This window comes from Sagittula stellata E-37 (genome assembly GCF_039724765.1).
Lineage (GTDB): Bacteria > Pseudomonadota > Alphaproteobacteria > Rhodobacterales > Rhodobacteraceae > Sagittula > Sagittula stellata.
On record NZ_CP155729.1, the window covers coordinates 1,334,089 to 1,347,183 of the forward strand.

The 13,095-nt window shown below is 65.4% G+C and carries 12 protein-coding genes; 3 read left to right on the forward strand and 9 right to left on the reverse strand.

Translation table 11 applies throughout. From position 1 onward, the window contains the following. Positions 1 to 16: 16 nt before the first annotated feature. Together ABFK29_RS06320 and ABFK29_RS06325 are read left to right on the forward strand one after the other, a co-directional pair. Positions 17 to 811 carry a DUF4198 domain-containing protein gene (locus ABFK29_RS06320; protein WP_005860538.1) on the forward strand — a complete coding sequence of 265 codons (795 nt, stop codon included), beginning with the start codon at positions 17 to 19 and terminating at the stop codon, positions 809 to 811. Continuing rightward, positions 808 to 2,199 carry an FAD-binding oxidoreductase gene (locus tag ABFK29_RS06325; RefSeq protein ID WP_005860540.1) on the forward strand — a complete coding sequence of 464 codons (1,392 nt, stop codon included), beginning with the start codon at positions 808 to 810 and terminating at the stop codon, positions 2,197 to 2,199. Before ABFK29_RS06320 ends, ABFK29_RS06325 begins: the two co-directional genes overlap by 4 nt. 66 nt (positions 2,200 to 2,265) lie before the next feature. On the opposite strand, the gene iolB is transcribed toward ABFK29_RS06325, so the two are convergent. The 7 genes from iolB to ABFK29_RS06360 all read right to left on the reverse strand — a co-directional run bounded on the left by iolB (position 2,266) and on the right by ABFK29_RS06360 (position 10,382). Beyond that, entirely contained in the window at positions 2,266 to 3,090 is an 825-nt protein-coding gene (gene iolB / locus ABFK29_RS06330; protein WP_005860542.1) for a 5-deoxy-glucuronate isomerase, read from the reverse strand. Positions 3,091 to 3,143: 53 nt separating this feature from the next. Then, positions 3,144 to 4,310: a phytanoyl-CoA dioxygenase family protein gene (locus tag ABFK29_RS06335; protein WP_005860544.1), complete on the reverse strand. Its 1,167-nt coding sequence runs from the start codon at positions 4,308 to 4,310 to the stop codon at positions 3,144 to 3,146. Further along, positions 4,307 to 4,522 carry a hypothetical protein gene (locus ABFK29_RS06340; protein WP_005860546.1) on the reverse strand — a complete coding sequence of 72 codons (216 nt, stop codon included), beginning with the start codon at positions 4,520 to 4,522 and terminating at the stop codon, positions 4,307 to 4,309. The genes ABFK29_RS06335 and ABFK29_RS06340 overlap by 4 nt, the downstream gene beginning before the upstream one ends. A gap of 4 nt (positions 4,523 to 4,526) precedes the next feature. Then, on the reverse strand, positions 4,527 to 5,426 hold the full coding sequence (gene iolE / locus ABFK29_RS06345; RefSeq protein ID WP_005860548.1) for a myo-inosose-2 dehydratase: 900 nt from the start codon (positions 5,424 to 5,426) through the stop codon (positions 4,527 to 4,529). Between the two features lie 10 nt (positions 5,427 to 5,436). Continuing rightward, positions 5,437 to 7,254: a 3D-(3,5/4)-trihydroxycyclohexane-1,2-dione acylhydrolase (decyclizing) gene (gene iolD / locus ABFK29_RS06350; protein WP_005860550.1), complete on the reverse strand. Its 1,818-nt coding sequence runs from the start codon at positions 7,252 to 7,254 to the stop codon at positions 5,437 to 5,439. A 14-nt stretch (positions 7,255 to 7,268) separates the two neighbouring features. Beyond that, positions 7,269 to 9,200: a bifunctional 5-dehydro-2-deoxygluconokinase/5-dehydro-2-deoxyphosphogluconate aldolase gene (locus ABFK29_RS06355; protein WP_005860552.1), complete on the reverse strand. Its 1,932-nt coding sequence runs from the start codon at positions 9,198 to 9,200 to the stop codon at positions 7,269 to 7,271. A gap of 150 nt (positions 9,201 to 9,350) precedes the next feature. Beyond that, entirely contained in the window at positions 9,351 to 10,382 is a 1,032-nt protein-coding gene (locus ABFK29_RS06360) for a LacI family DNA-binding transcriptional regulator (protein ID WP_005860554.1), read from the reverse strand. A 143-nt stretch (positions 10,383 to 10,525) separates the two neighbouring features. Between ABFK29_RS06360 and ABFK29_RS06365 the strand changes: the two genes are divergently transcribed. After that, on the forward strand, positions 10,526 to 11,650 hold the full coding sequence (locus tag ABFK29_RS06365) for a Gfo/Idh/MocA family protein (protein WP_005860556.1): 1,125 nt from the start codon (positions 10,526 to 10,528) through the stop codon (positions 11,648 to 11,650). 105 nt (positions 11,651 to 11,755) lie between these two features. Here ABFK29_RS06365 and ABFK29_RS06370 read toward each other — a convergent pair whose 3' ends face one another. Beyond that, entirely contained in the window at positions 11,756 to 12,241 is a 486-nt protein-coding gene (locus ABFK29_RS06370) for a MarR family winged helix-turn-helix transcriptional regulator (protein WP_005860558.1), read from the reverse strand. A 123-nt stretch (positions 12,242 to 12,364) separates the two neighbouring features. Continuing rightward, entirely contained in the window at positions 12,365 to 13,093 is a 729-nt protein-coding gene (locus ABFK29_RS06375) for an OmpA family protein (RefSeq protein WP_005860560.1), read from the reverse strand. Positions 13,094 to 13,095: the final 2 nt, after the last annotated feature.

The window sequence follows — 13,095 nt, forward strand, 5'->3', positions numbered from 1 at the left end:
CTCGGGAGGACACCGAATGAAACGTCTGTTTCTGGCGCTTTGCGTCGCCGCGATGCCGGCGAGCGCCCATGAATTCTGGATCGAGCCGGTCGACGGCACGGTGGCCGAAGGGGCGCCGCTGGTTGCGGATCTCTACGTCGGGGACAAACTGGAGGGCGCGACGTTCTCCTATGTGCCGCCCAATTTCACCCGGTTCGAGATCCTGATGGGCGGCGATGTCCTGCCCGTCGAAGGGCGTGCCGGAGACAAGCCCGCGTTGAACATGACCGTACCTGGCGAAGGGCTGGCCACGGTGGTTCATGTGACGCGCGACTACACGCTGACCTACAAGGATTTTGCCACATTCGAACGGTTCTGTGCGCACAAGGACATTGCGTGGGCCTGTGCGCGGCACATCGAACGTGGCCTCGATCCCGAACAGGTCCGCGAGCGCTACTCCCGCCATGCCAAAAGCCTGATTGCGGTCGGCGACGGAGAGGGGCAGGACGTGCAGGTCGGTCTGCTGACCGAGATCGTCGCCGAAGCGAACCCCTTCACCGACGATTTGTCCGGGGGCTTCCCGGTGCGCGTGTTCTACAAGGATGAGCCGAGAGCCGACGTGCAGGTCGAACTGTTCGACCGCGCGCCGGACGGCACCGTGGATATCCGCCATTACCGCACCGACGCAGAGGGCAGGGCCATGCTCGAACTGTCGCCCGGGCACTTCTATCTCGTCGACAGCGTGGTCATGGAGGAGCGCGATCCGGGCTCGAACGGTGACCCGGCATGGGAAAGCCTCTGGGCGTCGCTGACCTTCAAGGTTCCTGAATGATCAATGCACTGAAAGACGTGACGCAGGTCCTGACCGGAGAGGACATGGCACCCTGGTCGCAGGACTGGACAGGACAGTACCGCTGGACACCGCTTTGCGTGGTTCGCCCGCGCGACACGGCCGAGGTTTCGGCTGTCATGCGGCTGGCACATGATAGCGGGACGCCCGTGGTCCCGGTCTCCGGCCATACGGGCCTGTCCGGCGGGACCGAAGGCGAAGGGGCCATCATGCTCTCGCTCGACCGGCTGGACCGGATCGAGGAAATCCGCCCTGAGGCACGGCTGGCGCGGGTGGGGGCCGGGGTGATCCTGTCCGACCTTCACGCGGCGGCGGCAGAGCTGGGGCTCGCGTTCCCCATGACGTTTGGCGCAAAGGGCTCTGCCCGGCTGGGTGGACTGTTGGCCACGAACGCAGGCGGGTCGAACGTCCTGCGCTACGGCAACACGCGCGACCTTGTCCTTGGGCTGGAAGCGGTGCTGGCCGACGGGCGCGTCGTCGACCTGATGTCCGAGCTTCACAAGAACAACACCGGCTACGATCTGCGGCACCTGCTGATCGGCTCCGAAGGGACGCTCGGCATCGTCACCCGGGCCGTCGTCAAACTGGTCCCGCAACCCCGCGCCTTTGCCACGGCGATGGTAGCCGCGCAGTCGGTCGATGTGGCGTTGACCTTGCTGAACCGGCTGCAGGACATCACCGGGGGTGCCGTCGAGGCCTTCGAGTTCATGCCGCGCGCCTACATGGACGCATACGCCGCGCTGCATCCGGCGGCCCAAGCGCCTTTTGCGGAACCGCACGACGTGAACATCCTTGTCGAACTGGGCGCCACCGCTCCGCGCGATGCATCTCCCGGCCCGGACGGCAGCGTGCCTCTGTCGGGCCTGCTGGAAGACGCGCTGGGAACGCTGTTCGAAGAGGGGCTGGTGATGGATGCCGCCGTGGCGACGAGCGAGGCGCAGCGCGCCGCGTTCTGGACACGGCGGGAAGCGGCGGCAGAGCTGTCGCTGGCCAAGAAACCCTGCGTGGTCAATGACGTGGCGGTGCCGCTGGACAAGGTCCAGACCTTCCTTGAGCAGGCGGAAGAACGCGTCGCCAAGGTGGACCCGCAGGCAGATGCCATGGTCGTGGCGCATCTGGGCGACGGGAACGTGCACTATGCGGTGCGTGTGACCGATGCCGCCTGCGTCACACCGGTGATGGAAACGGTGGAGGATCTGGTCCGTCTGCTGGGCGGCACCTTCTCGGCCGAACACGGTATCGGCCGGTCGAAGCTGGGCAGCATGGCGCGCCGGAAGGACCCTGTGGCGCTGGACATGATGCGCGCGATCAAGGCGGCGCTCGACCCAAAGGGCATCCTCAATCCCGGAAAACTCCTGCCGCCTGCCTGAAAGGCCCGGGATGGCGCAAGGCGGTGGGGCAGGCCGTGACGACATCCCGGCCCGCCTGTCATGGTTTCATGCGTCGCGCTGTGCGATCCAGTCGTGGTCCGGGTGGTTCTTGAACCGCCATTTGCGCATCGGGCCAGCCATGACGTTCAGGTAATACATCTCGTATCCGTAGGGCGCGCCGCAGGGATGGTGACCCTTCGGCACCAGCACCACGTCGTGATCGGAGACCGACATGGTCACTTCGAGCGACCCGTCCTCGGTGAACACGCGCTGGTGGCCGTAGCCCTGCGCAGGGTTCAGGCGGTGATAGTAGGTCTCTTCCAGATAGGTCATGTCGGGGAAGTTGTCCTCGTCATGGCGGTGCGGCGGGTAGGACGACCAGTTGCCAGCAGGTGTGAAGACCTCCGTCACGAGAAGGGAGGAGGCGACGTCGCGCTCCTCCATCGCGATGGGGTGGATGTAGCGCGTATTCGCACCCTTGCCGCGGGTCACGAGGTCGACGCCCTCCGGGCTGATCTGCGCCGCCGGGTAATCGCCTGTGGCCGGTGCGGAGCAGACCGCGAGGGTGCAGTCGGTGGTGGCCGCGGCCTCCCACGTGGTGGCCTTCGGCACGTAGACAGCATGCGGTGGCGTGCGGTCGAATACGCTCATCCGGTCGCCCAGTTCGCCGAAAGACACGCCCGCGCCCGTCACCTCTGCCTTGCCTTCGACGAGGACGAGGATGACCTCCAGATCGCCGGTCTCTCCCTTGGCCGTCTCGCCGGGTGAGAGCCGCCAGAGGTCGAAACCGACGTAGCCCCAGTCGGGGCTGTCCGGTGTCCGGGCATTCTCGATGGTGACGTTCTGGACCTGCCCGGAGGTGCCGGAGGGCTTGCGCAGGAGATGTGTCATGGGTCGTCCTTTCCGTGAGGTGGGCGGCGCGAAGCCCCGCCCTACAAGCTGTTTCACGCGCGGCGGCGGGCGTTCTGCGCATCCAGCGCGGCGTTGAAGGCGTCCGGGGCCATGTCTTCCGACAGGGCGCGGTGGAACAGCGCCGCCTGCGTTTCCGGGGCCAGCCCGCCCACCGGCGGGTCGGTGTCTAGGTTGGTGGGGAAGCTGTAGCCTTCGGCGCTGGCCGCGATGGCGGCGGCGGTGCCGGTGTCGTCCAGCCGGCCAGCGGCCCGCAGCGCCCGGACCACCGGGTAAAGTGTCCGGACCATGGCGGTGCGGTCGATCGACTCCATCGCCCGACCGAACGCGCTGGAAACCTGCAGCAGGTTGGCCATGCGGTTGATGTCCGACGAGTGGTTCGACCCAGCGCCATGGAACAGCGCCGGATTGAAGAACACCGCGTCGCCCTTCGCAAGCGGAAGCTGGATGCAGTGGTCTTCGAAATACGCGCGGAAATCGTCGCGGCGGTAAGCCATGTAACCGGGGCGGAAAAGCTCGCTGAACGGCAGCAGCTTGGTCGGTCCGCTTTCGACGGGCATGTCGCAATGCGCCACAGCGCCCTGCAACGTCATGACCGCGGACAGGTCGTGCACATGCGCCGGGAAGCGCCCTGCCGCCTCTGCCGTCTGGAAGCCGAGGTGATAGTCGCGGTGCGCGACCTGCGCCTTGCCACCGGGCCGTACGAGGTTGACCTGCGCGGTCATCTGGTAACACGGCCCGAGCCATGCTTCGCAGACTGCCGCGATGGCGTCGTTGCCGAAGTAGAGGGCGAAGGTCTCGGGATCCGTTTCACACAGCTTCTGGAGCGAATTCCAGATCCGGTCGTTGGCACCCGCCGCGGCGAAGTGATCGGCCCCGCCGCCGGAGCGCGCCTTCTCCTCCGCGATGATCGCCTCATAGGCGCGGCTGGCGGCGTCGATTGGGGCGGTGTCCTCGTAGGCGCCCTTCAGCACCAGCGCCCCTGCGGACTGGCCCAGCACCCAGCCCCATTCAGCCAGCAGGGACTGACGCTGCGCCGGGTCGCTGAGGGCCGCGGTAAGAGAGGGCATGTCGTAGAGCGGGACGTTCTTCTGAACGTCAGTGGCAAAGCGGAGCTGTCCCGCTGAAAGGGTCTGCCCGCAGAGCCGGGCGAAGTCCTGCAGGTCGCAGTCCTCGATATCGAAGTAACCGACGTCTTTCATGAATCCTCCTCCTTGGTCTCCGCCTCTTTCGGATCGAAGGCGAAGAAGAACTGATATGCGCAGTACAGGCCGATCAGGCCGAAGAGCAGCGCCCACATCGGCCCACCCCATGACAGTTCCAGCAATGCCCAGCCGAGGCAGGCCGCGACCGTCACGATCCGCCGCCAGAGCGGTTTGAAGAATGGGTGCTGGACGTCGAGAAGGCGGGCCATGGCGTCAGGTTTCGACAGTCAGGCCTGCGTTTGCGCAGACCTCCAGAATGTGCTGATAGCCCTTCTGGCTGTATTCGTAGGGCGGCGCCTTGGCCGGATCCTGTTCGGCCTCGACCACGATCCAGCCGTTGAAGGACATCTTCGCCAGCTTGTCGGCCACGGCCTGAAAATCGATGCAGCCGTCGCCCGGCACGGTGAAGGCGCCCGCGATCACGGCGTCGAGGAACGAGCGGTCGTTCTCGCGCACGTCCTTCACGATATCCGGGCGGATGTCCTTGAAGTGCACATGGTGTATACGATCTGCCCAGCGGTCCATCGTCGCCATGACATCGCCGCCGCCGAACAACAGGTGGCCGGTGTCGAAGCACAGCGTGACCTCGGGGGAAGACCCCTCCATCAGCCAGGTCACCTCTTCCTCGCTTTCGATGAAGCTGCCCATGTGGTGGTGGTAGGACAGGACCATGCCACGGTCCTGCATCCACTTTGCCACCTCGGACAGTTTGCGGGCATAGGCCATAACCTCGTCCCGGGACAGCTTTGGACGGTCGTTGACAGGCGTGTTCGCCATGCCTTGCACGGTGTTTGAACACTCTGCGTATACAAGGCAGGGGGAGTTCAACGCGATGAACTGATCGACCTGCTGGGTGATCGCGGCGCATTCCTCTTCGACACTGGCGACCAGCAGGTTGCCGGAGCACCAGCCACCGCAAAGCGCGATGTCGTACTTCTGGAGATAGGCCTTCAGCCCCTCGGTGTCCGCGGGCATCCGGCGGCCCCGCTCGACGCCGGTATAGCCGATTTCGCGGGCCTCCTTCAGGCACTGCTCCATGGTGTAGGCAGAGGTCAGGTCGGGCAGATCGTCGTTCTGCCATGCGATGGGGGAGATGCCGATCTTGACGGTCATTGTGCTATCCTCACGTGCGCTCGAGCAGCGCGGCTTCGTAGCCCTTGCGGGCGTCGTTCACTTCGGCGCGCTCCGAGACCTCGGGCACAGCCACGTCCCACCAGTTGCCGCCATGCGGGGTCGAGGGGTAGGGATCGGTGTCGATCACCAGCACAAACGGGCCGGTCGCGTCCTTGGGACGGGCCAGTCCGTCCTCCAGTTCCGCGATGTTCGAGACGTGGACCGACGCTGCGCCCATCGCGGCGCTGTGCGCGGCGAAGTCGATGTTGCTGTCCGCGGCAGAGGAATGATCCAGAAGGTTGTTGAACTCCGCGCCGCCGGTGCCCATCTGGAGCCGATTGATGCAGCCGTAGCCTCGGTTGTCGGTGATGACGACGGTGATCTTGAGACCCATCGCCGCCGCCGTAGCAAGCTCGGAGTTGGCCATCATGTAGGACCCGTCGCCAATCATGCAGATCACGTCGCGTTCGGGCTGGGCCATCTTGATCCCCATGGCGCCTGCGATCTCGTAGCCCATGCAGGAAAAGCCGTATTCCATGTGATAGGCTCCGGGGCGCGGCGCCTTCCACAGCTTGTGCAACTCGCCCGGCATGGTGCCTGCGGCGCACATCACGACGGTATCGGGGCCGGACGCGCGCTGCACCGCGCCGATGACCTGCTGGTCGGTCGGCAGTTCGTTGCCCTCGGCAGGCGCATCGGTCAGCGGATCGACCTTGCCGAACCAGGCCTCCTTGAAGCCTTCGATGTTCAGGCCGCCCTTGTAACTGCCAAGCGCCGAGGCGAGATCCCGCAGGCCCACGCGCGCATCCGCCATCAGAGGCATCGCGCCATGCTTTACGGCGTCGTAGGCCTGCACGTTCAGCGACACGAGCTTTGCGCCGCCGCTGAAAACGGTCCACGACCCGGTGGTGAAGTCCTGGAAGCGCGTGCCGACGCCCAGCACGAGGTCCGCCTCGGCACAGGCCCGGTTCGCCGATTCAGCGCCGGTCACGCCCACGGGGCCAAGGTTCAGCGGATGATCCCAAGCCAGCGACGACTTGCCCGCCTGCGTTTCGACCACGGGGATGTCGAAGGTTTCCGCGAAGGTCCGAAGGTCGGCGCAGGCGTCCGAGAAATGCACACCGCCACCGGCGACGATCAGCGGCTTTTTCGCCGTCTTGATCGCCTCCGCCGCGCGGGCCAGTTCGCCTTCGTCGGGGCGGATACGGCGCTGGTGCCACGTCGTCGGCTCGAAGAACGCCTCCGGGTAATCATAGGCCTCCGCTTGCACGTCCTGGCAGAAGGCCAGCGTCACCGGCCCGCACTGTGCCGGATCGGTCATGGTTGCCATTGCACGGGGCAGGGCGGTCAGAAGTTGCTCGGGGCGGGTGATGCGGTCGAAGTAGCGCGACACCGGCCGGAAGCAGTCGTTGGCGCTGATTGTGCCGTCCTCGAAGTCCTCGACCTGCTGGAGCACCGGATCGGGGCCACGGTTGGCAAAAACGTCGCCCGGGACCAGCAGGACAGGAATGCGGTTCACGTGGGCAAGCGCGGCGGCGGTGACCATGTTGGTCGCGCCTGGCCCGATGGAAGATGTCACCATCATTGCGCGTTTGCGGCCCAGTTGTTTTGAATAGGCAATGGCGGCATGCGCCATGGTCTGTTCGTTGTGGCCGCGCCACGTGGGGAGGGTCTCGCGCTCGTGGTAGAGCGCCTCGCCCATCGCAGCCACGTTGCCGTGACCGAAGATCGCCCAGCACCCGGCGAGGAAGCGTTCGCCGTCCTCGTTCATCTGGTTGGACAGGTAGCGGACCATCGCCTGCGCGGCGGTCAGTCGTATCATGGCCATATCGGCGCCCTCCCTCAGGCGGTCTGTCGTGTCGTGTCGGCCTGCGCGGACGCCTGCGCGCGCGCATCGTCCCATATGGTGCAGAGCCGGGTGTAGTTGTCCTTCATTAGGGCGATGGCATCGGCGTCCGACATCTCGCCCTTCATCCAGGCCTGCGCGGCGTCGCCAAAGATCGTGCGGCCGACGGCAAAACCCTTCACCAGGGGGAACCGCGCGGCGAACCTGAAGCTTTCGGCCAGCGCGTCCTCGGCGGCGGCGAGGCCCAGCACGACGATGCCCCGCGTGTGGGCATCGTTGCGTTCGATGGCGTCGCAGGCGGCCTGCCAACCCGCTTCGGTCTTCATCGGTTCCAGCTTCCACCAGTCGGGATAGACGCCGATGTCGTAGAAGCGCTGGATGACCTCTGCAGTCGTGGTGTCGGTGACTTCCGCGACCTTGGAGGGGATGACCTCCAGCAGGAATTCGAGGTTGTTGCGGCGGCAGGCGTGGAACAGCCGGGTGACCGTGTCTTCCTGTTGCTGCTTCATCTCCGGCGTATCGTCGGGATGGTAGAAGCACAGGCACTTCACCACGTGCTCAAGCGGCCATTCGTTCAGCCCGCCGAAGTCCGGGCCGATCTCAGGCTCAAGCCTAAGCGGGCGCGATCCCGGCCATTCCACCGGGCGGCCGATCCACAGACCGGTGCCCACAGCCTTATAGAGCGCCTGCCGGCCAAGACGACCGTCGCAGAGCAGGCCAAAGCCCGGCTGGCCGTTCGCCACTTCGGCGCAGGCGTCCAGACACAGCTCCTTGAAGTCGTCGATCCTGGCATCCGTCGCGCCGTCCAGCTCTTCAAGCTGCATGCGGTGGTCGAAGGCGAAGACCCGCATCGTCGACCAGTCGCCCTTGCGGTTCGTCGACCAGTGGATCTGCTCCAGCGCCTTGTCCTTGCGCAGCGCCTTTTCCTGCACGCCCCGGTCGAGGAAGAACTGGAGCTCGGTCCAGGAAGGATAGGCGGGCGCGCAGCCGTGGCGCGACACGGCGAAGGCGCCGCAGGCGTTGGCGTATTTCAGCGCGGTCGGCCAGTCCTCGCCATCGAGCCAGCCCTTCAGCAGCCCGGACATGAAGCCGTCGCCCGCGCCCAGCACGTTGAACACCTCGATGGGGAAGCCGGGGCCGGTCTGGCCGTCGTCGAGGCTGTCGGGGATCGGCCCCTCGAAAGCGGATGCGCCCATCGGGCCGCGTTTGCAGACCAGCGTTGCGCCGGACACCTCGCGAACCGCGCGTAGTGCCGCAATGGTGTCGGTGGTGCCGCCTGCGATGTGAAATTCCTCTTCGGTGCCGACGATCAGGTCGAACAGATGGAGGGTGGATTGCAGCTTGGCAGTCACCTTGTCGGAGGCGATGAACCGGTTTTCGCCGTCGCCGTGGCCGGACAATCCCCAAAGGTTCGGGCGATAGTCGATGTCGAGCGCGGTCTGCATCCCGTTCGCCCGGGCGATATTGAGTGCCTTCAGCACCGCCGCTTCGGTCCGAGGGTGGCTTAGGTGTGTCCCGGTCGCCACCACCGCGCGTGCTGAGGTCACGTAGGCCTCGTCGATGTCATCCTCGCACAGCGCCATGTCCGCGCAGTTGTCACGGTAGAAGATCAGGGGGAATTGCTCCTGGTCGCGTATGCCGAGGATCACCAATGCAGTCAGGCGCTCCGGATCGGTGACGATGCCGCGCGTGTCCACGCCCTCCTTCGCAAGTTGTTCGGTGATAAACCGGCCCATGTGCTCATCGCCGACGCGGGTGATGAGCGCCGACTTCAACCCCAGCCGCGCCGTACCGGCCGCCATGTTGGTCGGTGAGCCGCCGATGTATTTGTTGAAGCTGGCCATGTCTTCGAGACGGCCACCGACCTGCGCGCCGTAGAGGTCCACGGAGGACCGCCCGATCGTGATCACGTCGAGGGGTTTCGTCATGTCATCTGCCTTCACGAATAGAATCCTCCACGGGGCCTTCTGGCCGCCGTCTCCCTTGCCGATACCTGTCGCCAAGGGACGTCCTGCGTCAACGCCTCTGCGGTTTTTCCTATCATTTCTGAGAGGCTGCAGGGGGGCGAAATGAAAAGATCAGACGGATTCCGGGAGATACAGATCGGGGCGCAGGAACAGTTGTCCCGGCGTGCCAGTGGTCCCGTTCAGCACTGTGTCGGACACCAGTTTCACAGCGGCCTCGCAAAGCTGGCGCAGCGGCGTCGCGATCACCATCTCTGCATAGCGGTCGGCCAGCGCTGCACGGGATTCGGGCGTGATTTCATGCACGACAAGCGCCACCTGCCCGGGTGCGCGCGCCTCCCGCAGGGCGGCGATGGCCCCTTCCATGCCACCACCTGCACAATACAGCCCCTTCAGGTCGGGGTGCCGCTGCAGCAGTTCCAGCGTCGCCTCGTAGGTCAGTTGCCGGGTTTCGAGGTTCACGAGCGTGTCGAGGACGCTGTAGTCCGGTCCGAATTCACGGAAGTAGGAGCGGAAGCCGGTTTCGCGCAGTTCGTGCCCGTGCCAACGGAAACCGCCGACAAAAACGCCCAGTTTGCCCGGACGCTGGATCGCCTTCATCACCATGTGCGCGGCGACACGCCCGGCCTTCATGTTATTGACGCCTATGTAACTTTGCCGGACACCCTGCGCGAAATCGTTGAGCAGCGAGAAGCAGGGCGTACCGTTGTCCTGGATGCGGGCGATGGTGTCGGTGACCTGCACATGGTTCACCGCCGTCGCGACCAGGGCATCGGTGCGTGCGGCTGTCTTCTCCAGTACGGCCGCGAAATCCGACGGGCTTTGCGATGGCACGAAATCGACGATCATGCGCCCGCGAATGTTCGGCGCACGGGCGATGGCGCTTTCCATCTCCGTCCGGAAGTCCTGGTAGAACGGTTGGCGTTCCTTGTTGAAGACCACGCCGAAGCGGATCTCGGGCAGGTCGGCCATCATGCGTTGCCCGATCAGGGCGGCGGCGTGATAGCCGATACGCTGCGCGGCCTCGTACACCCGGCGCGCGGTCTCCTCGCGCACCTTAGCGCGGCCATTGAGCACGCGGTCGACGGTGGCGACGGAAACCTGCGCCTCGGCGGCAAGATCGTTGATTGTGGGGCGGCGGGCCATGGTGTGTCCTGAAGGTATACCCGAACCCGACTGCGGCATTCTGATGTATTTTGCAAGATTTTCTGTCGCGCTTGACGTGCAGCGTTGCCGGATCGGGTGGCAAACGGCTACGCCATGCCAAAGACAGCGGGAGGATCTTGAAGATGACCGGGATTGGCGTGGGCGTGATCGGCACGGGGTTCATGGGCAAGGCGCATGCGTTGGGTTGGCGCAACGCCCGCGCGGTGCTGGGTGGCAATCTGCCCGACGTGCGCATGGAAATGCTTTGCGAGATGCCGATGGCCAAGGCAGAGCAGTTGGCAGGGCAGTTCGGTTTTGCCCGTGCGACCGACGACTGGCGCGCGCTGGTGAACGATCCGGACGTCGATGTCGTCAGCATTACCACGCCGAACAACCTGCACCGCGAGATGGCACTGGAAGCGCTCAAGGCCGGCAAGCACGTCTGGTGTGAAAAACCCATGGCTCTGACGCTGGCCGACGCCGAAGAAATGGAGGCAGCGGCCCGCGCGGCTGGGGTCGTGACGATGCTTGGCTATAACTACATACGCAATCCTGCCTACCAGCACGCCAGGCGCATGATCGAGGACGGGCGCATCGGACGCGTGGTGCACGTGCGGGGCTGGGTCGACGAGGATTACCAGGCCGATCCGGACCTGCCGTGGACATGGCGTGCGAAACTGGCCGATGCCGGGCTCGGCACGCTCGGCGATCTGGGCTGTCACCTCGTGTCGATGATCGTCGGCCTCGCAGGGCCGGTCGAAAGCCTTGTCGCGGACATGCAGGTGGTACACGAGTCGCGGCCGCTGGCGGACGGCTCGGGGCGCTCGCCCGTCGAGAATGAGGACACTGCCACCGCGCTGATCCGATTTGCCAACGGTGCGCACGGATCGATTTCCACATCGCGTTCCGCCTGGGGCCGGAAGAACAGGCTGGACTGGGAAATACACGGGACCAAGGGGATGATTTGTTTCGCGCAGGAGCGGATGAACGAGTTGCAGGTCTACCTGAACGAGGGGCCGCGCGGCGAACAGGGGTTCCGCACGATCCTGACCGGGCCGGACCATCCGCCGTTCGGCGCCTTCGTCCCCGCACCGGGCCACCAGATCGGATTCAACGACCTGAAGGTGATCGAGGCGGCAGAGCTTCTGACAGCGATCCGTGACGGCGCGCAGGCCTATCCGTCGATGACCGATGCGCTCGGGTTCGAAAAGGTGATCCACGCCATCGCGGAAAGCGCGCGCAGCGGATCTGTGCGGGTAACGCTCTGACCGATGGCGCAGGTGTGTTGCGGCGCACCCTTCCGGACGCCCCGACTGAGCCTTCGCAGGCTCAGCGGCCCGCCCTCCAGGCCGCGCTCCGGTTGTTCGGAGGGGTCAGCCGAGGGAGCGATCCTCTGCCGCGCGCTCCAGCTTTTCAAGAGCGCGGTCCAGGATGCGCTCCTCCTCGATATCCAGGTGGGCGCGCAGGGCGTCCTGCCGGGCGCGCATCCGTGGCAGGGTGTCCTGAAAGACCTGAAGCCCGTGCGGCGACAGTTCGAGATGCTGCGCGCGGTGATCCTCGGGATCGAGCGTCACTTTCACGAAACCATCCGTGACCAGCGTCTTGATGTTGCGGGAGATCAGGCCCTTGTCCATCGCCACTTCACGCGACAGGTGCGCGGCGGTCGTGCGGCCTGCTCCGCCAATCAGCGACAGCAGGCGCCATTGGGTCAGAGTGATCCCAGCATGCTCCTTCAGGATTCGGCTGGATTGGGCGTTCAGCTTGGCCTGCACACGTGCGAGGCGAAACGTCAGGAACTTGGCAGGTGCGTCGCCAGCCGGTGTCTGCGTGTCGATATCGGTGTCGGGTACCATGTTCATTACCGCGAGACCCCTTTGCCTGTGAACCGCTGTCCGCAGCAATTAGCCTTGTCGCTTGCAGTGTCAACGGTTCAAACGCCCGCGCGAGCCGGACATGCGTTTCTCGCATAGGTGGTATTTGGCCTAGTATTGGCACACGGCGCCAGCGGTCTGGAGCACCGCACCGGGCGCGTCGGGCAACCGCATGAAGGTCACGCGGCGGTTCTCTGGCGCGCGGGGATCGTAAACGTTTTTGAGCACATGCTCTCCGAACCCCACGGGGTAGAGCGGCAGTGTGACATAAGCGGCATTGAGCGCACCCGCGACTGAGGCGGCCCGCCGTCGAGACAAGTCACAGTTGTACCCCTCGGAGCCGGAGGCGTCGGTGTGCCCGATTACGGCGTATGACGTGCCCGCCAGAGCCGGGTCTGAAAGCGCGGCCACAAGGGCGGTCAACTTGCCGAACTGGTCGCCCCGGATGTTGGCGCTATCGAAGTCGAACTCGATCGTGACGGCGACCGACGGCAGTGCAACCGTGCCGTGCGCCGCCGGTTGCGGTGCGGCATAGTTCGGCGCGGCGGCGGGCGGTGCGGCGGTGGAGGTCACCTTCTTCTGGTCGAGGTCCAGGACCAGCGTTTCGAACTGGACCTGCGGCACGGCGGATTCGTTCATTGCGCCTGAGGGATCGACTGTCGCCCCGGCACAGGTGGCCGCATCCGGAGAGGCGAGGCAGCGGGCCAGGGCGCTTGTCGGCCGTGCGGCGGTATCGTCCGGCAGCGCGCTGTCGTCGCCGCCGGGGATGAAGATCTCGCCGCTCTGAGCGTGGGCGGCAAGCGGTGCGCAGAACGCCAGGGCAAGGAACAGATGTCGCATTG